The sequence below is a fragment of the Microbacterium sp. Z11_20 genome, assembly GCF_057197605.1.
The window spans coordinates 681,456-705,443 of the sequence record NZ_JBXVOQ010000001.1 but is presented as its reverse complement, the minus strand read 5'-3'; the positions used below and the strand labels follow the sequence as shown (position 1 = coordinate 705,443).

Here is a 23,988-nt window from a genome sequence, read left to right as displayed (position 1 = left end):
GGGTTCCTCGAGAATCCACTTGCCCGACGAGGATGCCGCAGGCCGCCGGATTCTCGCCGCGCAGTTGGATTCTCGCGGTTCAGGCGGTCGAGGCGGTCGACGCGTCAGCGGACCGTCGTGCCGACGGCGCCGATCACGCCGTCAACGGGTGACCCGGAGGCGTCGCGCTTCGCCCCGGAGGGCGGCAGCTGGCGCACGGCACCGTCGGGCCCGACCGCACGCGGGTCGGAACCGACCCACGCGACAGTGAGCACGTCTTCGCCGCGGAGGAACCGGTGGGCTCGCACGCCGCCCGTGCCGCGCCCCTTGGCCGGGTACTCGGTGAACGCCGAAACCTTCGCGCTGCCCGCGTCGGTGCCGGGGATCGCGGCGCTGGAACCGGCGACGGTGATGACGACGGCATCGAACGCGGATGCCCCGACGACGGAGAAGCCGATCGCCTCGACCCCGTCGGTCAGGCGCATCCCGGCCATGCCGCCCGCCGCACGCCCCTGGGGACGAACGGACGAGGCGTCGAACCGCAGCAGCTGGGCGTCGGCGGCGACGAAGACGAGCTCTGCGCCGTCGGTTGCCGGCGCCGCTCCGATCACCCGGTCGCCCTCGCGGAGGGCGATGACCGACACGTCGTGCTTGTTCGCCGGCAACTCGGTCGCCGCGACGCGCTTGACCACGCCCTGGGCCGTGCCCAGCGCGATCGGGGGATCGGCCACCAGGGGCACGACGGCGACGACGTGCTCTCCGCCGGAGAGCCCGAGGTACTGGTCGGCTCGCGTGCCGGCGGCCAGCTGCACGGCGTTGCCGGGAACGGAGGGCAGGTCGACGGGGGAGAACCGGATGAGGCGCCCCGCGCTGGTGACGGCCCCGACGTCGCCGCGGGTCGTCGTGTCGACGGCCGAGCGGATCGCGTCGTGCTTGGACCGCCGGGCGGGCGTGACGATGCCCTCGTTCGGCGCGTCGGGGGAGCGTTCGGCGCGCACCATCCGGCCTGTCGCCGACAGGAAGAGCCGGCAGGGGGCGTCCGCGATCTGCAGATCGGCGGCGGCCGCCGACCCCCGCGAGGAGCGCGGAGTGACCGGGCCGCCGTTGAGGAGCAGGGTGCGGCGGGGCGTGCCGAGCGCGTCCGAGGTGGCTTCCAGCTCTCGCGCGACCTGAGCGCGCAGCAGTGCGGGATCGCCGAGCAGCTCGACGAGCGCGGCGATCTCGGCCTTGAGGGAGTCGCGCTCAGCCTCCAGCTCGATGCGCGAGAACTTCGTCAGACGTCGAAGACGCAGCTCCAGGATGTACTCGGCCTGCAGCTGGCTCAGGTCGAAGACGTCCATCAGCCGCCCACGCGCCTGCTCGCCGTCATCCGAGGCGCGGATGACCTGGATGACCTCGTCGATGTCGAGGATCGCGATGAGCAGGCCCTCGACGAGGTGCAGCCGCTCGCGGCGACGAGCGAGCCGGTATTCGCTCCGGCGGGTGACGACCCGGATGCGGTGGTCCAGGTACACCCGCAGCAGCTCCCGCAGCCCGAGCGTCTGCGGCTGACCGTCGACGAGTGCGACGTTGTTGATGCCGAAGGAGTCCTCCATCGGCGTGAGTCGGTAGAGCTGCTCGAGCACCGCGCTCGGATCGAACCCGGTCTTGATGCCGATCACCAGGCGCAGCCCATGGTTGCGATCGGTGAGGTCGGTGACGTCCGCGATCCCGGTGAGCTTCTTGCTCGTGACGGCGTCCTTGATCTTCTCGATCACCCGCTCGGGGCCGACGAGGTAGGGCAGCTCGGTCACGACGAGTCCGGTGCGGCGGGGTCCGAGAGGCTCGACCGACACCTTCGCCCGGGTGCGGAAGGATCCGCGCCCGTTGGCGTACGCGTCGCGGATGCCGTCCAGTCCGACGATGATGCCGCCGGAGGGGAGGTCGGGCCCGGGGACGAACTCCATGAGCTCTTCGAGCGTGGCCTCCGGGTTCTGCAGAAGGTGCACGGCGGCAGCGACCACCTCGATGAGGTTGTGGGGTGCCATGTTCGTGGCCATACCGACGGCGATGCCGGAGGCGCCGTTGACGAGCAGATTCGGGAAGGCCGCCGGCAGCACCTCGGGCTGCTGGAACTGTCCGTCGTAGTTCGGGATGAAGTCGACGACGTCCTCGTCGAGGTCTGCGGTCAGAGCCAGCGCGGGAGGCGCCAGGCGTGCCTCGGTGTAGCGCGGCGCGGCGGGGCCGTCATCGAGCGAGCCGAAGTTGCCGTGCCCGTCCACGAGCGGCACCCGGAGCGAGAAGGACTGGGCGAGGCGGACCAGCGCGTCGTAGATGGGCGCGTCACCGTGCGGGTGAAGCTTTCCCATGACCTCGCCGACGACGCGGGCGCTCTTGACGTGGCCGCGGTCGGGTCGCAGCCCCATCTCCGCCATCTGGTACAGGATGCGGCGCTGCACGGGTTTGAGGCCGTCTCGGGCGTCGGGAAGCGCCCGCGAGTAGATCACCGAGTACGCGTACTCGAGGAACGACCCCTGCATCTCGGCGGAGAGGTCGACGTCTTCGATGCGTTCTTCGACGGCAGGGGAGGGGCGGGAAGAGGGCATGTCCGTTGGGCCTCGGGTCGGCGGTGTCGGTCGCGGCGGTTGCGCCTGGACGCAGGGCCGCTCGCCTGTGCGAGACTGACCCGGATGTCCCTCAGCCTACCGGCGTACCCGCCACGCGCCCGGAGCCTCACCGGCGTGCTGACCGATGTGGTGGCCGCCCTGGAAGGCGGCTCCGACACGCTGCCGCCGGCGCGAAGCGCCATCGTCTTCGTACTCGACGGGCTCGGCGCGCACAACCTGGCTGCCCGGCGCGGGCACGCCCGGTTCCTGTCTTCGCTCGCCTCGCGGTCCGCGGTCGCCCGCACCGTCTTCCCCTCCACGACGGCGGCGGCTCTCACGAGCCTGCTCACCGGGACCGATCCGGGGCAGCACGGGATCGTCGGGTACAAGGTGCGCATCCCGGGCACCGATGCCGCCCCGAACCAGCTCCGCGGGTGGGAGACCGACGGACTCGACCCGCTGACGTGGCAGCGGTCCCGCCCGATTCTCGAGCGCGAGGCCGCAGGGGGACGCCGCACCTTCGTCGTCTCGCGGCCCGAGTATCGGGGGACGGGGTTCACCGAAGCGACGCTGCGGGGAGCGGAGATCCTCGGGATCGAGGATCTCGTCGAGCGGGTGGAAGCCGCCGCGCGGCTGACGGCGGAGCATCCCGGCGCCCTGGTCTACCTCTACGCCCCCGACCTCGACAGCGTCGGCCACCGACACGGCTGGGAGTCCGATCAGTGGTCATCCGCGCTGGAACGGGTGGATGCCGCCGTCCAACGTTTGGCCGACGTTCTCCACCCCGCCACCGGGGCGCTCGTCACGGCCGATCACGGCATGGTCGACGTCCCGGCGCACCGGCGACTGCTGTTCGGGGCCGATTCACCCCTCTGGGACGGGGTCGCCGTCGTCGGGGGCGAGCCGAGGATGCTGCACCTCTACGCCGACCCCGGCCGGGAAGCCGACGTCCACGCGGCCTGGCAGGCCGCCGAGTCGGGCCGGGCGTGGGTGTTCTCGCGCGAGGAGGCCGTGGCGGCGGGTGTGTTCGGCGCTGTCGACCCGGCGGTGCGCGAACGCATCGGCGACGTGCTGGTCGCCGCGCGCGCGGGAGTGGCCTACTACGACGATCGAGAGGTCGAGAAGGGAGCCCAGCGCATGGTGGGCCAGCACGGCTCGCTCACGATCGAGGAGCGCATCGTGCCGCTCCTGCGGCTGGGCGCCTTCGCCTGACGCGTCAGTTCTCGTCGCCGCGGGCGCCGAAGACGATCTCGTCCCACGACGGCATCGACGTGCGCCCCTTGCGGCGGCCGCCTCCGCCTTCGGACGGGGCGGATCCCGACGGTGCGGAATCCGGCTGAGAGCCTGGTTCGTCGTACCCGGGCTCGAGCGCATCGAACAGCGCGACCGGCGCGGTGGGGCGTCGTGATTCCGCTTCGGAGTCGGTGCCGGGCAGCGGCTCGCGCTGGCCGCGCCGCCGGCGCAGCGCCTCGAGCAGGTCGGCCGTCTCCGTCGAGGTCACCGGCGCCTCCGGCGCACGCTTGGCCCCGTCGGCGACCGACCCCGCGAACGGCGAGTCGGGCAACGGTTCGGTGTCGTTTTCCATCCGGCGCGGGCCGAAGGCGCCGCTGTCGAAGCGCGTGTCGTCCTTGGCGAGCGGAACGTCCAGAGCCCGCAGGCGCGGGATGAGCCCGTCCGGGAGTGAGCCCTGCCGCGACAGCTGGATCGCGTCGGCGTTCTGCGGCGACAGCGTGCTCCGGCGCGGGTCGAAGCCCCAGCGGGCATCGTGGTCGATGGAGTTGGCGGTGAACTCGAGCTTGACGATCCAGCCGGTCGATTCCTTCCAGCTGGTCCAGCGCTCACCGGTTGCGTGCGCCTCGGCGAGCTTGGCGCGCACCGCGGCTCCGAAGGTCACGTGCTCGTGCTCCAGCTCACCGCCGAGAAGCACCGGCACGGCGAGGGCCTGCCCCGCGATGTGCTCGCGCTCTGCCAGGACGGGCCGCTCGAACTTCACCACGTCCTCGAGGCGGGCGCCCATGAGCGCGGCCACCTCCTGCGCCGACATTCCGGCTCGGATATGGGCCTGCACTTCGCGCGGGCTCGGCCGAGGGCCCCGTTCTTCTGCGGTCCGTTCGCGACGCGCGCGGCGCATTTCGCCGCGCAGCACCTCATCGACGGCGAGCGTGAACCGCTCGCCGGAGTCCGTCGCCAGGACCAGGAGGTTCTCCTCGGTGCCGATGACTTTGAGCTGTTCCATGCGAAACACCCCTTCGATCTGCGGTCAGCGCCCATGCTGACACAGGCGCCGCCCGCCACCGGGAATATCGCGGGCGCGCCGCGCGTTTCGCCCATATCCCGAACCACCCCGGTGCCCCCGCCCCCGCGTATTTGCTAATCGCCGGTGGGTCATGCAAACTGTGGCCGCCCGATCGGGCGAAGGCACCCCCTGATTTATCCGAAAGAAGAGACGTTCACGCATGGCCACCGATTACGACGCACCCCGCAAGACCGAGGACGACAGCGAGTCGATCGAGGCCCTGAAGGAGCGCGTGCCGGACAAGACGTCGGGTGCGATCGACGTTGAAGACGCCGACAACCCTTCAGGCTTCGAACTTCCGGGTGCGGATCTTTCCGACCTCGAACTCGATGTCGTCGTCCTCCCCCCGCAGGAGGACGAATTCACCTGTTCCAACTGCTTCCTCGTGAAGCACCGCTCGCAGCTCGACCACGAGGCCGGCTCCGGCCCTATCTGCGTGGAGTGCGCGGCCTGACCTGAGCGCGGCGGATCGCCGCCGCCAGCCGATCCGGCGTGCGCGTGGAGATCACCCACGCCGGAGTGGGGTCGTCGGGGTCGGTCACGGGTACCGTGACGACCCCGTCGATCCCGCCTCGCAGCAGCATCCAGGACCGTCCGTCCAGTCGCGCCCCACGCGCCTGACGGGCGTCCTCGCCCGTCACCGCCACGGGCTCTCCGAGAAACTCCGCATCGATGTGCGCCCGTCCCGCGTGCAGGACCCCGTCCCGGATCTCCACCACGGGTGACAGGGCGATGAGAGCAGCCACGACGCCGACGCCGACCACCGCGCCGGCGATCAGGGCGAGCGTCTGGTCTATGGGCGCGAGAACGAGAGCCGCCATCGGACCGCACACGGCGGCGGCCACCAACGCCCACAGGGATGGGCTCAGCCGCTCGCGATAGGTGATTGGGTCGCGGATGCTGCACCTTCCCATCTGCATTACCCTCGTGGGGTGACCGATACCGTCGACGTGCCCATTATCGCCGCCGCGGCTCCCGTGTTCGCGCACCCCGGCGATGCCGGAGCGGATCTGATGGCTGCCGAGGCCGTTCGCCTCGAGCCGGGAGAGCGCGCCCTGGTGGCCACGGGTGTGCGCATCGCGCTCCCCGACGGTCACGTCGCCTTCGTCGTTCCGCGAAGCGGCTTGGCCGCCAAGCACGGGATCACCATCGTCAACGCCCCCGGCACCGTCGACGCGGGGTACCGCGGCGAGATCAAGGTCGCGCTGCTGAACACCGACGCCCGCGAGGCCTTCGAGGTCGCGGTGGGAGATCGCATCGCGCAGCTCATCGTGATGCCCGTGCCCCCCGTCCGCTTCCTCCCCGTCGACACCCTTCCCGACAGCGCTCGGGGCGAGGGCGGATTCGGGTCGACGGGTTATTCGAACCAGCAAGGGAGCCGGGCATGACCGATCTGCCCCCGCAGACACCTGCCGCCAAGGAGTCGCCCAACGACCGCGCGGTCACCGGCCCCTTCGACGAGTCCGAGGCCAACCCCGTCCGCCCCTACATCGACCTGGGGGGCATCAAGGTGCTTCCGCGGGAGGGTCTGAACCTCCGCCTGGAGGTCGAGGAGCAGACCAAGCGCATCGTGGCCGTCGGACTCGACTACGCCGATTCCACGCTGCAGGTGCAGCCGTTCGCGGCACCGCGCACCACCGGCCTGTGGACCGAGACACGCGAGCAGATCCGTCAGCAGGTACGTCAGCAGGGTGGCCGCGTCGAGGAACGAGAAGGTCCCCTCGGCCCGGAGCTCCTCGCCGAGGTGCCCGTGGTCGCCGGGGCGGAGGGCGCCAGCAAGCGCCTCGCCCGCTTCGTCGGTGTGGACGGACCGCGCTGGTTCCTCCGCGGCGTCATCGGGGGAGCAGCTACCGGCGATACGGATGCGGCGGCCAAGGTCGAAGACCTCTTCCGCTCGATCGTCGTGGTGCGCGGCACGGCGCCCATGCCCCCTCGCGATCTCATTCCGCTCAAAATGCCCGCGACACCGGGCAGCGCGTGAGCGATCCCGACGCCCCGCGGGCTACGCCGCCGGACGCCGCGCGCACCTCGGGCACGCCGGAGGTGCCGCCGCCCGCCTCCGAGGCACTGGGAGCGGCGCTGGGCGCCGCAGCCCGCCGCGCGGGGCTCGACCCTGCGGCAGGCTCCTCCACCGGTGCGGCCGTATGGACCGCGATGGGCGGCTGGCGCGGCATCCTCGAATCGGTCCTGCCGAGCCTCGCGTTCGTGATCCTGTTCACGCTCACCTACGACCAGGCCACCGAGCAGGGGAACCTCTGGGTGAGCCTGGGCGTATCCGTCGGCATCGCGGTGGTGTTCACCGTGCTGCGTCTGGTGCAGCGATCCCCGGCCAGCGCCGCCATCGGCGGGCTTCTGGCGACCGCCGCGGCGGCCGCGCTCACCCTGCTCACCGGTCGCGGCCAGGACAACTTCGTCTTCGGATTCTTCACGAACGGCGCCTACGGGGCCGCGTTCCTCATCTCCGCCCTCGTCGGGTGGCCGCTGATCGGCCTGGCCGCCGGTTTCCTCATGAACGAGGGGACGCAGTGGCGGCGCAACGCCCGCAAGCGTCGCGTGTTCTTCTGGCTCTCCATCGCATGGGCGGCGCTGTTCGCCGCGCGCCTGGTGGTGCAGCTGCCCCTGTACTTCGCCGAGAACGTCACGGCGCTCGGAACCCTCAAGATCCTGATGGGCCTGCCGCTGTTCGCGCCGCTCCTGGCCGTCACATGGCTCGCCGTGCGCGCGCTCTACCCGTCGCGCGAGACCTGATACATTTATCTTGACATCGAGATAAATTCTCGCGTCTTCCCGGTTAGGGCAACCTTCCTAGCCGCCGCCGGATACGGCGGGGAAGATGAGAGAGCGGGCCCGGCCCGTATTCGCCGACGAAGGAGACGATCGTGTCCACGGTTGACAGCTTCGGTGCCAAGAGCACCCTGACGGTCGGCAGCACCGACTACGAGATCTACCGGATCGACACCGTCGCCGGGTACGAGAAGCTCCCCTTCAGCCTCAAGGTCCTCCTGGAGAACCTGCTGCGCACGGAGGATGGCGCCAACGTCACGAGCGGACAGATCCAGGCCCTCGGATCGTGGGATGCTGCGGCCGAACCCGACACCGAGATCCAGTTCACTCCCGCCCGCGTGGTCATGCAGGACTTCACCGGCGTCCCGTGCATCGTCGACCTCGCCACCATGCGCGAGGCCGTGGCCGCGCTCGGGGGAGACCCGTCGCGGATCAATCCGCTCTCGCCCGCCGAGATGGTCATCGACCACTCGGTGATCGCCGATCTGTTCGGGTCGGAGAACGCCCTCGAGCGCAACGTCGAGATCGAGTACGAGCGCAACGGCGAGCGGTACCAGTTCCTCCGCTGGGGGCAGGGCGCCTTCGACGACTTCAAGGTCGTCCCCCCGGGGACCGGCATCGTGCACCAGGTGAACATCGAGCACCTCGCGAAGGTCGTGTACGACCGCACCGTCGACGGCGTGCTCCGCGCCTACCCCGACACGTGCGTGGGCACCGACTCGCACACCACCATGGTCAACGGCCTGGGCGTCCTCGGGTGGGGCGTGGGCGGCATCGAGGCCGAGGCGGCCATGCTCGGCCAGCCCGTGTCGATGCTCATCCCGAAGGTCGTGGGATTCAAGCTCTCCGGCTCGATCCCGATGGCCGTCACCGCGACCGATGTCGTGCTGACGATCACCGACATGCTGCGCAAGCACGGCGTCGTGGGCAAGTTCGTGGAGTTCTACGGTGAGGGCGTGGCCTCCGTGCCACTGGCCAACCGCGCCACCATCGGCAACATGAGCCCCGAGTTCGGCTCGACCGCCGCGATCTTCCCGATCGACGACGTCACCCTCGACTACCTGCGTCTGACCGGACGCAGCGACGAGCAGGTGGCACTGGTCGAGGCCTACGCCAAGGAGCAGCACCTGTGGCACGACCCGGCGACCGAGCCCGTGTTCAGCGAGTACATGGAGCTCGACCTCTCCACGGTCGTCCCCTCCATCGCCGGGCCGAAGCGCCCGCAGGACCGCATCGAGCTGTCGCGCTCCAAGGAGCAGTTCGAGCACGACCTCCTCGACTACGCCGACCCGAGCGCGCACACCGCGGTGGATGCGGCGGTGGAGGCCACGTTCCCTGCCTCCGACCCGCTCGGCTTCACGCCCCAGGACGAGACGAGCCAGGGCGAGCCGCCCACCGAGGTCACCCACCAGCACGAGCACGCAGCAGCATCGCTGGACCACGCCCCCTCGGCGGTGTCGAAGCCGACCCCCGTCACCCTCGAGGGTGGCGAGTCCTTCATGCTCGACCACGGCGCCGTGACGATCGCGGCCATCACGTCGTGCACCAACACGTCCAATCCGTCGGTCATGCTCGCGGCGGGCCTGCTCGCCCGCAACGCGGTGAAGAAGGGCCTCAAGGCCAAGCCGTGGGTCAAGACCACGCTCGCGCCGGGATCGAAGGTCGTCACCGACTACTACGAGAAGGCCGGCCTCACCAAGGACCTCGAAGACCTCGGTTTCTACACCGTCGGCTACGGCTGCACGACGTGCATCGGAAACTCGGGGCCGCTCATCGAAGAGGTCTCCGCGGCCATCAACGACAACGATCTCGCCGTCACCGCGGTGCTCTCCGGTAACCGGAACTTCGAGGGCCGCATCAACCCCGACGTGAAGATGAACTACCTGGCCTCGCCGCCCCTGGTCATCGCCTACTCGCTCGCCGGGTCGATGAACTTCGACTTCGAGACCGATCCGCTGGGCACCGACTCCGACGGCAACGACGTGTTCCTCAAGGACATCTGGCCGGATGCTGCCGAGGTGCAGGCGACGATCGACTCGTCCATCAACGAGGAGATGTTCACGCGTCAGTACGCGACCGTCTTCGATGGCGACGAGCGCTGGCAGAACCTTCCCACCCCGACCGGCGACGTGTTCGAGTGGGACGAATCGTCCACCTACGTGCGGAAGCCCCCGTACTTCGACGGCATGACCATGGAGCTCACTCCGGTGCGCGACATCACCGGTGCCCGGGTCATGGCCGCTCTCGGCGACTCCGTCACCACCGACCACATCAGCCCGGCCGGCAACATCAAGGTCGACAGCCCCGCGGGGCGCTACCTCGCCGAGCACGGCGTCGAGCGCAAGGACTTCAACTCCTACGGATCGCGCCGTGGCAACCACGAGGTGATGATCCGCGGCACGTTCGCGAACATCCGCCTCAAGAACGAGCTGGTGCGCGCCGTCAACGACGGGGCGATCGTCGAGGGCGGTTACACCCGCGACTTCACGCAGCCGGGCGGACCGCAGTCGTTCATCTACGACGCGTGCCAGAACTACGCCGCACAGGACACCCCGCTGGTGGTCTTCGGTGGCAAGGAGTACGGCTCCGGTTCATCCCGTGACTGGGCCGCCAAGGGCACGAGCCTCCTCGGCGTGAAGGCCGTGATCACGGAGAGCTTCGAGCGCATCCACCGGTCGAACCTCATCGGCATGGGCGTCGTTCCGCTGCAGTTCCCGGCGGGGGAGAGCTGGTCATCGCTCGGGCTGGACGGCACGGAGATCGTCTCCATCCACGGCCTCGAGCAGCTCAACGACGGCGTCACGCCCAAGACCGTGCGCGTCACCGCCGAGCCGAGCGAGTTCTCGGCGGAGGGCAAGCAGACCGTCGAGTTCGACGCGATCGTCCGCATCGACACGCCCGGTGAAGCGGACTACTACCGCAACGGCGGCATCCTGCAGTACGTGCTGCGCTCTCTGGTCTGAGACCGATAAGCACCAGCGGCCCGCGGGGACACACCCCCGCGGGCCGCTACTGTGTGCGGCACCCACACGCGGCGAGCCGATTGCGCGCGTGCAGACACCGTCCAGTACCGCCCGGCTAAACTCGACAGCACGGCGCCCAGGCGCCCCGACCGGCCGAAGAGGGGTCTCATGGAGCTGCTGCCGACAATTCGGACTCCGCGCGACATCGACGCGCTGAGCCTTACCCAGCTGCAGCAGCTCGCCGCCGAGATCCGTGCGTTCCTGGTGGAGAACGTCTCCCGCACCGGCGGCCACCTGGGTCCGAATCTCGGTGTCGTGGAGCTGACCATCGCCCTGCACCGCATCTTCGATTCCCCGGCCGACCCGATCATCTTCGACACGGGCCACCAGTCCTACGTCCACAAGCTGCTCACGGGCCGGCAGGACTTCTCCAGTCTCCGCTCGCGCGGAGGCCTCGCCGGCTACCCGCAGCGGTCGGAGAGCCCGCACGACGTCGTGGAGTCCTCCCACGCGTCGAGCTCCCTCAGCTGGGCCGACGGCATCTCCCGCGCATTCAGCCGCACCGGTCGGCGCGACCGGCACGTCGTCGCCGTCGTCGGCGATGGCGCGCTGACGGGGGGAATGACGTGGGAGGCGCTCAACAACATCAGCGACGACAACGATCGCAACCTCGTCATCGTCGTCAACGACAACGGCCGCTCGTACGCGCCGACCATCGGCGGGATGGCGCGCTATCTGAACCGCGTGCGCACCAACGACGCGTACCGCACGCTGCACCGCGGATCGGATTCGCTGTTCCGGCGCCTGGGTCCTGCGGCGCGTGCGCTGTACCGCGGGGTGCGCGGTGGCACGCACGGGTTCCTCTCGCGCTTCGTCAACAACGCCGCGCTGTATTCGAACCTCGACATCAAGTATCTGGGCCCGGTCGACGGCCACGACCTCAAGGTGCTGATGGAGACGCTCGAGCTGGCCAAGTCCTACGGCGCTCCCGTCATCGTCCACACGATCACGGAGAAGGGCCGCGGCTACGCGCCGGCGCTCAGTGACGAGGCCGACCAGTTCCATGCGGTGGGACGCATCGACCCGGTGACGGGGGAGCCGCTGTCCCTCAGCGGCGGAGACGACTGGACCGACGTGTTCGCGCGGGAGCTCACCGAGATCGGCGCCGAGCGCGAGGACGTCATCGCGATGACTGCGGCGATGCTGCGCCCCACGGGTTTGCAGTTGTTCGCGGAGCGGTTCCCTGAGCGGGTGTACGACGTGGGCATCGCCGAGCAGCACGCCGTCGCGTCGGCCGCGGGACTGGCCTTCGGCGGACTGCACCCCGTCGTGGCGATGTACGCCACCTTCATGAACCGCGCTGTCGATCAGATGCTGATGGATGTGGGACTCCACGGTGCCGGGGTGACCTTCGCGCTCGACCGCGCCGGAGTGACAGGACCCGATGGCCCCAGTCACCACGGCATCTGGGACCTGGCGATGCTGCAGCTCGTGCCGCACATCCGCATCGCCGCGCCCCGCGACGCGGCGCGCCTCCGCGAGGAGCTGCGCGAGGCGGTGGGTGTGGATGACGCGCCGACCGTGGTGCGCTACCCGAAAGGCAAAGCCGCCCCCGACCTTCCCGCGATCGAACGGCTGCCGGACGGCGTCGACGTCCTGGTCCGGCCTGAGGCGGAGGACGTCCTCCTCATCGGGATCGGGCCGATGGCGCATGTCGCGGTCGACGTCGCCGACCGGCTGCGGGCACAGGGCATCGGGGCCACGGTGGTCGACCCGCGCTGGGTGATCCCGGTCCAGCCGTCGATCGTCGCGCTGGCCGGCCGTCACCGCCTCGTCATCACGATCGAAGACGGCATCCGTGTCGGCGGCGTCGGCACTCGCATCCGCCAGGTGCTGCGCGAGGCCGGCATCGACACCGCCGTGGACGAGCTCGGTGTGCCGGATGAGTACATCCCGCATGCCTCTCGCGACGAGATCCTCGAGGACGCGGGCCTGACACCGGCGAAGATCGCGCAGGATGTGGTGTCGCAGGTGCTCGGCACCCGCATCCCCGTCGCCCGCCCGACGGAGCAGCAGCCGGCCTGGCTCGTGGACGTCGCCGCCCGTCGCGACGACCAGGATCGCTGACTGCCGCCCGAACCCGCACGAGCGCGAAGAGGGCGGCCCCACGGGGGAGCCGCCCTCTTCTGCCTGCTGCCGTCAGGCGCCGATGCCGCGGATGGGCGGGTGGTGGAACGTGTCGCCGAACGCCCGCTCCGATGCGCCCTCCCGGTCGAGGTACGGCGAGGCCCCGCCGTCGATGAACGGCCAGCCGGCGCCCAGGATGAGGCACAGGTCGATGTCTTCGACCGCGGGCACCACGCCCTCGTCGAGCATGATCTTGATCTCCTCCGCCAACCCCTCCTGCACACGGCGCAGGATGACGTCGGCCGAGGCGGGGGATGAGCCGACCGCCGGCTTGAGAAGCTTCTCTGCGGCCCTGGTCCAGCCGGTCACGCGGCCGCCCTTGTCCTTCTCCACCACTGTGGGCAGCTCGGCCAGGGTGTGGAAATTCTCGTTCGCGTAGAACCGGTCAGGGAAGGCGCGCACCATCGTGTCCTGCACATGGGCGGCGACCTTCCAGCCGACCAGGTCGATGAGCTGGAACGGCCCCATCGGCAGACCCAGCGGAGCGAACGCCTTCTCCACGTCCACGATGGGGGTGCCCTCATACAGGGCACGCGCCGCTTCGCCCATGACCTTGGCCAGCAGGCGGTTCACGACGAAACCGGGTGAGTCGGCGGTGAGCACGGCGTTCTTACCGAGGTTCTTGGCAACGACGAACGCCGTCGACAGTGCGGCATCCGACGTGCTCGGGGTCCGCACGATCTCGATCAGGGGCATGACGGCGACCGGGTTGAAGAAGTGGAAGCCGACCAGGCGCTCGGGGTGGGCGAGGTTCGCACCGATCGCCTCGACCGACAGTGAGGACGTGTTCGTCGCGAGGATCGCGTCGTCGGCCACCAGGGATTCGATCTCGGCGAAGACCTGCTGCTTGACGCCGACCTCCTCGAACACCGCCTCGATGACGAAATCACAGTCGGCGTACTCGCTCTTGTCGGTCGTTCCACGCACGAGCGCCCGCAGGCGGTTCGCACCGTCGGAGTCGAGTCGTCCCTTCGCCTCGAGCTTGCCGATCTCCTCGTGGATGTGGGCCACGCCCTTGTCCACCCGCGCCTGGTCGAGGTCGGTGATGAGCACGGGGACCTGCAGCTTGCGCACGAACAGCAGCGCGAACTGACTGGCCATGAGACCCGCGCCGATGATCCCGACCTTCGTCACCTTCTTCGCCAGGGCCTTGTCCGGGGCGCCCACGGGTCGCTTCGCGCGCTTCTGCACGAGGTCGAAGGCGTACATGGATGCGGCGAACTGGTCGCCCACGATGAGGTCTGCCAGCGCCTCGTCCTCGCGCGCGAAACCGTCCGCCTTCGTGCCGCTGCGAGCCTTGTCGAGCAGATCCAGTGCGACGTAGGGCGATCGCGGGACGGTGCCGATGCGACTTTCGAGCATGCCGCGCGCCATCTTGATCGCGATGGGCCACTTGGTGAGACGCTCGATCCTGCCGGGCTCGTTCTTGCGCGTGACCTTGATCGCGCCGGTCAGTACGCCGTCGGCGAAGCGCAGAGAATCCTCGAGGTAGTTCGAGGCGGGGAAGATGGCGTCCATGATCCCCAGGTCGAACGCCTGCTTCGGCTTGAGCGTCCGGTTCTGCTTGAGCGGGTTGGAGATGACCACCTCGAGGGCATTCTCGATGCCGATGAGGTTCGGCAGGAGGTACGCCCCGCCCCAGCCGGGGATGATGCCCAGGAAGACCTCCGGCAGCGCGATCGCGGCGGCCGAGGCATCCACGGTGCGGTACGTGGAGTTCAGCGCGATCTCGAGGCCGCCGCCGAGAGCGAGGCCGTTCACGAACGCGAACGAGGGAACGCCCAGCTCGGAGAGCGAGCCGAGCACCTGGTGTCCGCGCTGTGCGATGAGCCGCGCGACATCCTTCGACGGCAGGTTGGCCACCTCGGAGAGGTCGGCTCCCGCTGCCAGGATGTACTGCTTCCCGGTGATGGCGACCGCGTCGATCTCGCCGGCAGAGGCGCGTGCCTTCAGCTGGGCGAGCGTGGCGCCGAGCTCAGCCAGCGTCGCCGGACCGAGCGTGTTGGGGCGCGTGTGGTCACGACCGTTGTCGAGGGTGATCAGGGCGAGCACCCTGCCCGAGGCGAGCCGGATGTCGCGCACACGCGAGCGCGTGACGACCTCATCGGCGGACAGGGACTCCAGGACGGTGAAATCGATGTCGTCGTAGCTGGTCATTCGCGCTTACTTCCGCTTCTTTCCGTTGAAGTAGGGGTTCTCCCAGATGACGGAGCCGCCCTGGCCGAGGCCGACGCACATGGCCGTCAGGCCGTAGCGGACGTCCGGGCGCTCCCGGAACTGGGCGGCGAGCTGGATCATGAGACGCACGCCGGACGCCGCGAGGGGGTGTCCGACGGCGATCGCGCCGCCCCACGGGTTCACGCGCGGGTCGTCGTCGGCGATGCCGAAGTGGTCCAGCAGGGAGAGCACCTGGATCGCGAACGCCTCGTTCAGCTCGAACAGCCCGATGTCATCGATCGTGAGGCCGGCCTTGCGCAACGCCTTCTCGGTGGAGGGGATCGGACCGATCCCCATGATCTCCGGCTGCACGCCGGCGAAACCGAACGAGACCATGCGCATCTTGGGCTTCAGCCCGAGTTCCTTGACGGCGTCTCCGCCGGCCAGGAGGGAGATGGTCGCACCGTCGGTCAGCGGCGACGAGGTACCCGCCGTCACGCGCCCGTGCGGACGGAACGGCGTCTTGAGCGTCGCAAGGCCCTCCATCGTCGTCTCGGGACGGCGGCCCTCGTCCTCGGTGGCCAGGCCCCACGCGCCCTCGGCATCCTTGACGGCGACGGAGACGAGGTCGGGCTGGATCTTGCCGGCCTCGTACGCCGCCTGCAGCTTGTGCTGGCTCAGCATCCCGTAGCGGTCGGCGCGCTCCTTCGTCAGGTGCGGGAAGCGGTCGTGGATGCGCTCAGCCGTGACACCCATGTTCAGCGCGCCGGGGTCGACGAGCTTCTCCGCGACGAACCGCGGGTTCGGGTCGGAGTTGGCCCCGATCGGATGACGGCCCATGTGCTCGACACCGCCGGCCAGAGCCACGTCGTACTGACCGAAGCCGATCGAGGCTCCCATCGTGGACACCGCGGTCATCGCGCCCGCGCACATCCGGTCGATGGCCAGGCCCGGCACGGTCATCGGCAGCCCCGCGAGGATCGCTGCCGTCCGTCCCAGGGTCAGACCCTGGTCACCGGTCTGCGATGTCGCAGCGATGGCCACGTCGTCGATGCGGTCCTTCGGAACGGCGTCGTTGCGCTCCATCAGCCCGATGATCGCCTTGACGATGAGGTCATCGGCGCGGGTGTTCCAGTACATGCCTTTTTCGCCGGCGCGTCCGAACGGGGTGCGCATGCCATCGACGAAGAAGACGTCCGAGATCTCGGCCACTCTGCCTCCAAAAGTAGGGATGCCGCCAGCCTAGGAGGGGCCCTGCGGCGCCCCGAATCGGTTGGATCGAACCTACGAAGCGTCCGCCGCGGCCTCATCCGGCTCGTTGACGGAATCAACAAAGGCATCGGCGATTAGCTGTGCGGTCTGCTCAATCTGCCAGGGCCGGGCCCCGAGCTCCCGCAGGGCGAGGCCGATCTCCTCAGCGGTGAGTTCCCGCGGGGGAGCCCACGCGAGGCGCCGCAACGACTCCGGGGTCAACAGGTTCTCCGTCGGCATGCCCAGCTCTTCCGCGCGCGCCTCCACCACCGGACGCACCGCCCGCAGGCGCGCGTCGGCTTCCGGGTTGCGATCGGCCCACGCGCGCGGTGGCGGAAGGGAGTCCGAGGGCACGCGGTCGGGCGGGAGCTCGGTCGCGGCACGCCCCTCCACGATGGCGTTCCACCACCGGTCGATCTGCGAGCGACTGGCCCGACCGTTGAACTCCTTGATGCTCGCGAGTTCCTGCTTGGACTGCGGATCGCCGAGTACGGCGGCCACGAGCGACCGATCCGGGACGAGGCGCCCAGGCGCGACATCCTGGTCGCGCGCGAAGTCCTCGCGCGCCTGCCACAGAGATCGGGCGACGGCGAGAGCGCGACGCCCGCGCACGGCGTGCAGCCCGCTGAGACGCCGCCAGGGGTCCTCCCGAGGCGGCTTGGGCGTGCGCTCGCGCACCGCTGCGAACTCCTGGGCGGCGTACTCGGTTTTGCCCTGCTCGGCGAGCTGGGCCACGAGCGCATCGCGCACGTCGACGAGGTGCGCCACGTCCAGCGCCGCGTACTCGAGCCACGACTGCGGCAGCGGACGGGTCGACCAGTCGGCGGCGGAGTGCGCCTTGGCGAGGGAGATGCCGAGAGTCGACTCCACGACGGCGCCGAGGCCGACGCGCTCGTGTCCGAGCAGGCGTGCGGCCAGCTCGGTGTCGAAGATCTCGCTGGGGTCAAGGCCCCGCTCGCGGAGTGACGGCAGGTCCTGGCTCGCGGCGTGGAAGACCCATTCCGCATCACCGATCGCCTCCTGCAGAGGCGAGAAGTCCTCGATCTCGGACGGGTCGAACAGATAGATCCCGGCCCCCCGGCGGAAGACCTGGATGAGGTAGGCGCGTTGCGAGTAGCGGAAGCCCGAAGCCCGCTCGACGTCGACGGCCACGGGCCCGGTTCCGTTACGAAGCGCGGCGACAGCCGCCGAGAACCCATCCGCGTCGGCGATCACGGCATATTCAGTCACCTACAGACCTCCGCGCGCCGAACACGGCGATTCCCTCTGAGCCCGGCGGTAGACCGGCCAGCATGCATACGAGCTCCGCCCATGCTTGCACGTGCGGCCCGAACGAACCCTGAGGGGTCCAGGACGCACGCAATTCGATCTGCGCGCCGTCGCCCTGGGCCGCGAGCGACCCGAAGCCCTTCGACAGCGTCTTGGTCGCCGTCCCCGACGCCGAGTGGTACACCGCACCGCGAGATGCCAGTGCGTCGGTCAGCCATGACCACGCGACATCCGCCAGCAGCGGGTCGGTGCCGATCTCCGTCTCCAGGGGCGCCTGCGCGAAGCACACGATGCGCCAGGCGCCTTCCCACGGCTCGGGCTCGTCGGGGTCGTGGAGGAGGATGAAGCGTCCCGTGCCGTACGGCGAGTCGGTGACTCCGTCCTCCGGGCGAACGTCACCGGCCAGCGCGAGGGCGTCGGGTGCGAGGCCTGCGGGTGCGGGGATCTCCCGGACGGCGAAGTCGGAGCGGAACGCGAGGGATCGCAGTTCTTCGGCTGCGTGCGCGAACGCCGACGAAGACCCGTCGGGAGGAAGGTCGGTCACGGCGACAGACTAGAGTGAGGCCTCGATGAACGCCTCCAGGCGCGCCGCGAGCCCCGGCGCCTCACCCCGGTACGCGGGCGTCCTCCGCACCTCGATCGCGCTGGCGGCGCTGTCGCTCGGCGTTGTGGCCACCGCGATCGGGGCGATCTCGCTGCGGGTCGCCCGCCGAGTGGTCACCCCGGCGACACGCGTGCCCGATACCCGCATCGTCGACTTGGACACGGCCGCGCAGACCATCACGCTCGAGCGCAGCCCCGACACCGAGTTGCCCGGCCGCTACGGGCTGTTCACGACCGGCACGCTGCCCTACGTCAAGCTCGGTTCGGTGCTCTCCGAAGACGAGCGCACCGTCAAACGCAAGCTGCTGACGCACGTGAGCACCGGGGCTCGCCTGTCTCCGGATGCGTCGTTCAGCGGCTGGTACTTCGATCGTCCGGAAGACCTGCAGCTGCCGTTTCGGAGTGAACTGATCGGCGCCTCGGTCGGGCCGTGCCCCGCGTGGATCTTCCCGGCGGCCGAGGAATCGGACCTGTGGGTCATCCAGGTGCACGGCCGCGGCACGACGCGCGCCGAGGGCCTGCGCGCCGTGGCGCTCTTCCACTCGCTCGGCTACACCTCGATGCTGGTGTCCTATCGCAACGACGGAGACGCTCCGCGCAGCCGGACCGGGACCTACACCCTGGGCGCCACCGAGTGGCGCGACGTGGATGCGGCGATCGGGTACGCGCGCCGTGCCGGCGCGCGCCGCGTGGTGGTGATGGGCTGGTCCATGGGCGGGGCCATCGCGCTCCAGGTGGAACTGAACTCGCCCCACCAGGACGTCATCGTCGGACTGATTCTGGAGTCGCCGGTGGTCGACTGGCGCGTCGTGCTCGGGTATCAGGCCCGACAGCTGCGCCTCCCGGCTCCCGTGACCGGACTCGCGCTGAGCGCGCTGGGGTCGGAATGGGCAGCTCCTGTCGCCCGCACCGGGACGGCGATTCCGTTCGACCGTCTCGACGGCGTCGCACGCGCGGCCGAGCTGCACCACCCGATCCTCCTGCTGCACAGCGATGACGACGGGTTCGTGCCCTCCGACGCATCCCACCTGCTGGCCGCCGCGCGACCCGATCTCGTGGAGATGCACACCTTCTCCGTCGCGCGGCACACCAAGCTGTGGAACTACGACCAGGAACGGTGGTCCACCGCGATCACGGAGTGGTTGCGCCGCCAGGGGCTGACGTCCGAGGGCGCAGACGCAGATAGCTGAACGCCGCCTCGTCGACAAGCATCCCGACCACGTCGGTGTCCAGCCGAGCCGCGACGGGCAGGAAGGGCGTGCCGGGCGCCTCCAGCACGGGAGCGACGGTAACGCAGTATTCGTCGATCGCGCCGGCGGCGGCGAAGCGTTCGGCCAGTGACGGCCCGCCCTCGCAGACGACCCGTTCCATTCCGCGGGCCGCCAACGCCTCGACGATCGCCTGCGGGTGCAGGTCGCCGGCATCGCCGGGGACAGGCACAACCACGGCCTCGGAGACATCTGCTCGCGCGCGCACCTCATCCGCTCGGCCGGCGGGGCACACGAGAAGCACCCGGTCGGCGGCGCCCGTGAGGCGGTGACCGGCCAGATCGCCGCTCGACGTCACGATCGCCAGCCGGGCGAGGCGAGGAACCTGGTATCCCTCGGCTCGCACGGTGGCCGCCCCCACGACCACGACGTCCGCATGCGCACGGATGATTCCGAGCAGCGCCCGGTCGGTCGGGCTGGTGAGGGTGTTGCTCGTGCCGTCCGCGCCGGCTGCGGCGCCGGTGAGGGAGGTGATCATGTTCAGACGCACGTAGCGGGAATCGTCCCGCGCGTACACCGACTCGAGCCAGGCGCGGCCGTCGGCGTCGGAGATATCGTGGTCGCCCGAGGCGGAGGGGACGACCTCCCTCACCCGCATGTCAGGCCGCGCGCTTGGCGCGCACCTGGCGCTTGGCGCGCAGCAGCATTCCGGTCATCCCCGCGATGCGGAGCGGGCTGACCGCACGGGTGAGCCCGATGCTCCGGGGGAAGTCGTCCGGAATCGCGAGCACCTCGTCCGCGCTGAGCCCGCTCATGCCCTGCACGAGGATGCTGGCGAATCCGCGGGTGGTCGGCGCCTCGGCGGGCGCGGTGGCGTGCATCGCCACGCGATCGTCGGCGTCCACGTCCACCACGATGTACACGGGCGACTGGCACTCCACGACCCGTTCGCACATCTCCGGGTGCCCGTCGTACTGCGCGGGGACGGACGGCAGCTCCTGCGAATACTCGAGCAGCAGCTGAAGCCGGTCCGGCTCGTCGAGTTCGAGGAACTCGTCACGGATGGCGGCCAGCGGTGCGGGAAGGGCGGTTTCGGACATCCCCGCTATCATCCCACGCTCCGCATGGTGGCGGACGGGATCGCCGTCACGCCACGGCCTCGCCGACGGTCACGGCGCCTGCCGCAGCGCCCCCGGCTCGCTCCCGGTGGCGATGGGCACGCGCACAGCGCTGCCCCATTCGGTCCACGAGCCGTCGTAGTTGCGCACGTTCTCGAACCCGAGGAGGTGCCGGAGCACGAACCACGTGTGGCTGGAGCGCTCACCGATGCGGCAGTACGCCACGATCGAGTCGCTGTCCGTCAGCCCTGCGCCTTCGCGGTAGATCGTGTCGAGTTCTGCGCGCGGCTTGAATCCGCCGTCCGCGGCCACGGCCTTGGCCCACGGCACGTTCTGCGCGGTCGGGATGTGACCGGCCCGCAGAGCGCCCTCTTCGGGGTACGCCGGCGCCGTAGTCCGCTCGCCGGAGTACTCCTCGGGGCTGCGGACATCGACCAGCGGCTGGCCAAGGTGGGCGAGCACGTCCTCCTTGTACGCCCGCAGCAGCGCGTCGTTGCGCTCGACCACCGGGTAGTCGGTGGGGGCGGGGGCGGGCGCGTCGGTGGTGATCGGGCGTCCTTCGGCGATCCACTTGTCGCGTCCGCCGTCCAGGAGCCGCACGTCCTCGTGACCGAACAGCGAGAAGACCCACAGCGCGTAGGCGGCCCACCAGTTGTTCTTGTCTCCGTAGATGACGACGGTGTCGTCGCGGGAGATGCCCTTGCGGCTCATGAGTTCGGCGAAGCCCGCGCCGTCGATGTAGTCGCGCACGACGGGGTCGTTCAGTTCGGTGTGCCAGTCGACCTTGACCGCACCCGGGATGTGGCCGATCTCGTAGAGGAGGACGTCTTCGTCGGATTCCACCACCGCCAGGCCGGGCTCGCCCAGGTGCGCCTCGAGCCATTCGCCGGTGACCAGCCGCCCGGGCGCGGCGTACTCGGCGAACTTCTCGGACGTGGTGTCGAACTCGACGGTCATGGTGGCTCCTCGGGCGGGACGGTGGGTGGTTCGGCGTAGGCTGGACACGCCTCCTTCGACTCTAGATCCGCTCCGGGGGGCGCGCTCCACGTTCTTAAGACGGCGACACAGGACGGCGAATGACCTCGACAGGCACCTCCACCGCGACCGGGATCGTCCATCTGGCGGATCGGACTCCCGAAGTGACCGGCTCGGACATGGTCGCAGCGCTGGTCCCCCCGCCCCAGTTCGACGAGGCGACGTTCGACTCGTACCGCGCTGACGACGCCTACCCGTCGCAGCGGGAGGCGAAGGAGACGTTGATGGCGTTCTCCGGCGCGGGAGCGCCCGCGGCCCGCGGCGGATTCTTCCGCCGCGCCAAGAAGGCGCCGGAGACGAAGCCCGGGGTGTACCTGGACGGCGGGTTCGGCGTCGGCAAGACGCACCTGCTGGCGTCGATCTACCACGCCCTGCCGGCTCGCCGGAAGTACTTCGGCTCGTTCATCGAGTACACGGCCTTGGTGGGGGCGCTGGGTTACCAGAACACCGTCGAACTGTTCCGCGGCGCCGACCTCCTCTGCATCGACGAGTTCGAGTTGGACGACCCGGGCGACACCATGGTGATGACGCGGATGCTGGGGGAGCTGGTCTCCTCGGGGACCCGTCTGGCCGCGACATCCAACACCCCACCCAACGCGCTCGGGGAGGGACGGTTCGCCGCGCAGGACTTCCTGCGCGAAATCCACGCGATGGCGTCCAGTTTCGACACGATGCGCATCGACGGCACCGACTACCGCCAGCGCGCGATCGACGGCACGGCCGTCGTGCGCACCCCCGACGAGTACGCGGCCGAGCTCGACGCGGCCAGCGCGACCGGTGTCGCGTCCGACGACGAGTTCGGCGCTCTGGTCTCCCACCTCGCGCGCGTGCATCCCTCGCGGTTCATCCGTCTCCTCGACGACGTCACCCTGATCGGGATCCGCGACGTCACCGTGCTGGAGGACCAATCGGCCGCGCTCCGCCTCGTCGCGTTCATCGATCGCGCCTACGACGCGCAGATCCCGCTCCGGGCCACCGGCGTCCCGCTGAACGCGGTTTTCGGTGCTGAGATGCTCGCGGGCGGCTACCGCAAGAAGTACCTTCGCGCGATCTCGCGTCTGGTCGCCCTGACCCACGCGTGAGTCCGGCCGGTCAAGGATCCGAGTGATCCTCGGGGTGCGCCGAAACACGATGTTTACCCGCACGCGCTGCCCGTAACACGCCGGAAACAGCGCACGGAAGGCGGTGGTAACCCGCGGTGGGGACACTGGGGGCACCCGACGCGACACCTGCGTCCCTGCAGAGAGGTTCTCTCCAAGATGGATCAAGGCAACACAGCATTCATCCTGATAGCGGCAGCACTCGTCCTGTTGATGACGCCAGGACTCGCGTTCTTCTACGGCGGCCTGGTCAAGGCCAAGAGCGTCATCAGCATGATGATGATGAGCTTCGGGGCGATGGGCCTCATCGGCGTGATCTGGGTCCTCTACGGCTACGCCATCGCCTTCCCCGGAGCTGAGGGGATCATCGCACCCTGGTCGATCGATTGGTCGGCTCTCGGCCTGTCGAGCCTGCTGGAGACTCCGGAGGACGCGGCCTACCCGCCGCTGGCCTTCGTCGCCTTCCAGGCCACCTTCGCCATCATCACCGTCGCACTCGTCTCGGGCGCCATCGCCGACCGCGCCAAGTTCGGGGCGTGGATGGTCTTCGCCGCGCTGTGGGCCACGATCGTCTACTTCCCCGTCGCCAGCTGGGTGTTCAACTTCGGCCTGGGTGACGACGGCTCCTTCGCGTACGGCGGCTGGATCACCTACGGGATGCAGGAGTGGTTCGGCGTCGGCGCGATCGACTTCGCCGGTGGCACGGCCGTTCACATCAACGCCGGTGCCGCAGCCCTCGCCCTCGCGCTGGTGCTCGGCAAGCGCGTCGGCTTCCAGAAGGGCGTGCACGTCCCGCACAACCCGCCGTTCGTCCTCCTCGGTGCCGGCCTGCTCTGGTTCGGATGGTTCGGCTTCAACGCCGGCTCCGAGCTCGCCGCCGACGGCACCGCCGCGCTCGCCTTCGTCAACACGATCGCCGCTCCCGCTGCGGCACTGCTGGCCTGGCTCCTGGTCGAGAAGCTCAAGGATGGCAAGCCGACGTCGGTGGGCGCCGCATCCGGTGCCGTCGCGGGCCTCGTCGCCATCACGCCGGCCTGCGCGTCGCTGACGCCGTTCTGGGCGATCGTGCTGGGCCTGATCGCCGGCGCCGCGTGCGCCCTCGCGGTGGAGCTGAAGTACCGGTGGGGCTTCGATGACTCGCTGGACGTGGTGGGCATCCACCTCGTCGGTGGTCTGATCGGAACCCTCTACCTGGGCTTCTTCGCCAACGGCACCGGCCTGGTCTACAGCGGCGAGTTCACGCAGCTGCTCGTGCAGGCCATCGCTGCCATCGCGGTTCTCGTCTACTCCTTCGTCCTGGCCTACATCATCGGCTTCGCTATCGAGAAGACCATGGGCTTCCGCGTGAAGAACGAGGACGAGGTCGCCGGCATCGACACCATCGTCCACGGTGAAGCGGGATACGTTCTGGCCGACAGCCGGGACTGACCCACACCGTCCGAAGGGGCGTCGC

20 protein-coding genes are annotated in these 23,988 nt (G+C 69.7%); 10 read left to right on the top strand and 10 right to left on the bottom strand.

Annotated elements, in window-relative coordinates:
- Positions 1–104 precede the first annotated feature (104 nt).
- Positions 105–2,564 carry a DNA gyrase/topoisomerase IV subunit A gene (locus AC2DFQ_RS03395; protein WP_484532944.1) on the bottom strand — a complete coding sequence of 820 codons (2,460 nt, stop codon included), beginning with the start codon at positions 2,562–2,564 and terminating at the stop codon, positions 105–107.
- An 84-nt stretch (positions 2,565–2,648) separates the two neighbouring features.
- Between AC2DFQ_RS03395 and AC2DFQ_RS03390 the strand changes: the two genes are divergently transcribed.
- Positions 2,649–3,776, top strand: coding sequence for an alkaline phosphatase family protein (locus tag AC2DFQ_RS03390; protein ID WP_484532943.1), 1,128 nt, complete (start codon positions 2,649–2,651; stop codon positions 3,774–3,776).
- 4 nt (positions 3,777–3,780) lie between these two features.
- Here AC2DFQ_RS03390 and sepH read toward each other — a convergent pair whose 3' ends face one another.
- Entirely contained in the window at positions 3,781–4,800 is a 1,020-nt protein-coding gene (gene sepH / locus AC2DFQ_RS03385; RefSeq protein ID WP_484532942.1) for a septation protein SepH, read from the bottom strand.
- Between the two features lie 220 nt (positions 4,801–5,020).
- Between sepH and AC2DFQ_RS03380 the strand changes: the two genes are divergently transcribed.
- Positions 5,021–5,314 (top strand): DUF4193 domain-containing protein, encoded by a 294-nt coding sequence (locus tag AC2DFQ_RS03380; RefSeq protein ID WP_484509246.1) that lies wholly within the window; start codon positions 5,021–5,023, stop codon positions 5,312–5,314.
- On the opposite strand, the gene AC2DFQ_RS03375 is transcribed toward AC2DFQ_RS03380, so the two are convergent.
- A complete protein-coding gene (locus tag AC2DFQ_RS03375) occupies positions 5,289–5,780 on the bottom strand; it encodes a DUF3093 domain-containing protein (RefSeq protein ID WP_484532941.1) in 492 nt (163 codons plus the stop codon). The two genes, AC2DFQ_RS03380 and AC2DFQ_RS03375, sit on opposite strands and share 26 nt — an antisense overlap.
- Positions 5,781–5,792: 12 nt before the next feature.
- On the opposite strand from AC2DFQ_RS03375, the gene dut reads away from it, so the two are divergent.
- From dut to dxs, 5 genes are all read left to right on the top strand, one after another.
- Positions 5,793–6,248, top strand: coding sequence for a dUTP diphosphatase (gene dut, locus AC2DFQ_RS03370; RefSeq protein WP_484532940.1), 456 nt, complete (start codon positions 5,793–5,795; stop codon positions 6,246–6,248).
- Positions 6,245–6,841 (top strand): DUF3710 domain-containing protein, encoded by a 597-nt coding sequence (locus tag AC2DFQ_RS03365; protein WP_484509249.1) that lies wholly within the window; start codon positions 6,245–6,247, stop codon positions 6,839–6,841. Before dut ends, AC2DFQ_RS03365 begins: the two co-directional genes overlap by 4 nt.
- A complete protein-coding gene (locus tag AC2DFQ_RS03360) occupies positions 6,838–7,608 on the top strand; it encodes a DUF3159 domain-containing protein (RefSeq protein WP_484532939.1) in 771 nt (256 codons plus the stop codon). Before AC2DFQ_RS03365 ends, AC2DFQ_RS03360 begins: the two co-directional genes overlap by 4 nt.
- A gap of 131 nt (positions 7,609–7,739) precedes the next feature.
- Positions 7,740–10,607 carry an aconitate hydratase gene (locus AC2DFQ_RS03355; RefSeq protein ID WP_484509251.1) on the top strand — a complete coding sequence of 956 codons (2,868 nt, stop codon included), beginning with the start codon at positions 7,740–7,742 and terminating at the stop codon, positions 10,605–10,607.
- 168 nt (positions 10,608–10,775) lie between these two features.
- Positions 10,776–12,734 carry a 1-deoxy-D-xylulose-5-phosphate synthase gene (gene dxs, locus AC2DFQ_RS03350; protein WP_484532938.1) on the top strand — a complete coding sequence of 653 codons (1,959 nt, stop codon included), beginning with the start codon at positions 10,776–10,778 and terminating at the stop codon, positions 12,732–12,734.
- Positions 12,735–12,806: 72 nt separating this feature from the next.
- Here the strand turns inward: dxs and AC2DFQ_RS03345 are convergent, their stop codons facing one another.
- From AC2DFQ_RS03345 to AC2DFQ_RS03330, 4 genes are all read right to left on the bottom strand, one after another.
- The gene (locus AC2DFQ_RS03345; protein WP_484532937.1) at positions 12,807–14,951 is read right to left on the bottom strand and encodes a 3-hydroxyacyl-CoA dehydrogenase NAD-binding domain-containing protein; all 2,145 of its coding nucleotides are present in this window, start codon (positions 14,949–14,951) and stop codon (positions 12,807–12,809) included.
- Positions 14,952–14,957: 6 nt separating this feature from the next.
- On the bottom strand, positions 14,958–16,163 hold the full coding sequence (locus AC2DFQ_RS03340) for a thiolase family protein (RefSeq protein WP_484532936.1): 1,206 nt from the start codon (positions 16,161–16,163) through the stop codon (positions 14,958–14,960).
- 72 nt (positions 16,164–16,235) lie between these two features.
- Positions 16,236–17,432 (bottom strand): ribonuclease D, encoded by a 1,197-nt coding sequence (locus AC2DFQ_RS03335; RefSeq protein WP_484532935.1) that lies wholly within the window; start codon positions 17,430–17,432, stop codon positions 16,236–16,238.
- Positions 17,425–18,015, bottom strand: a complete 591-nt coding sequence (locus tag AC2DFQ_RS03330; protein WP_484509256.1) for a DUF3000 domain-containing protein — start codon at positions 18,013–18,015, stop codon at positions 17,425–17,427. Before AC2DFQ_RS03330 ends, AC2DFQ_RS03335 begins: the two co-directional genes overlap by 8 nt.
- Positions 18,016–18,040: 25 nt before the next feature.
- Between AC2DFQ_RS03330 and AC2DFQ_RS03325 the strand changes: the two genes are divergently transcribed.
- Complete coding sequence (locus tag AC2DFQ_RS03325; RefSeq protein WP_484532934.1) at positions 18,041–19,264, top strand: alpha/beta hydrolase family protein; 1,224 nt, start codon at positions 18,041–18,043, stop codon at positions 19,262–19,264.
- Here the strand turns inward: AC2DFQ_RS03325 and AC2DFQ_RS03320 are convergent.
- From AC2DFQ_RS03320 to AC2DFQ_RS03310, 3 genes are all read right to left on the bottom strand, one after another.
- Positions 19,206–19,934, bottom strand: coding sequence for a dihydrofolate reductase family protein (locus AC2DFQ_RS03320; RefSeq protein WP_484532933.1), 729 nt, complete (start codon positions 19,932–19,934; stop codon positions 19,206–19,208). The genes AC2DFQ_RS03325 and AC2DFQ_RS03320 overlap by 59 nt on opposite strands.
- A 7-nt stretch (positions 19,935–19,941) precedes the next feature.
- The gene (locus tag AC2DFQ_RS03315) at positions 19,942–20,382 is read right to left on the bottom strand and encodes a SufE family protein (RefSeq protein WP_484532932.1); all 441 of its coding nucleotides are present in this window, start codon (positions 20,380–20,382) and stop codon (positions 19,942–19,944) included.
- Between the two features lie 69 nt (positions 20,383–20,451).
- On the bottom strand, positions 20,452–21,357 hold the full coding sequence (locus AC2DFQ_RS03310) for a sulfurtransferase (protein WP_484532931.1): 906 nt from the start codon (positions 21,355–21,357) through the stop codon (positions 20,452–20,454).
- Between the two features lie 119 nt (positions 21,358–21,476).
- Here AC2DFQ_RS03310 and zapE point away from each other — a divergent pair, with 119 nt between their 5' ends.
- Together zapE and AC2DFQ_RS03300 are read left to right on the top strand one after the other, a co-directional pair.
- Positions 21,477–22,517 carry a cell division protein ZapE gene (gene zapE / locus AC2DFQ_RS03305; protein ID WP_484532930.1) on the top strand — a complete coding sequence of 347 codons (1,041 nt, stop codon included), beginning with the start codon at positions 21,477–21,479 and terminating at the stop codon, positions 22,515–22,517.
- Between the two features lie 177 nt (positions 22,518–22,694).
- A complete protein-coding gene (locus AC2DFQ_RS03300) occupies positions 22,695–23,963 on the top strand; it encodes an ammonium transporter (protein ID WP_484509262.1) in 1,269 nt (422 codons plus the stop codon).
- The last annotated feature ends 25 nt before the right edge of the window (positions 23,964–23,988 follow it).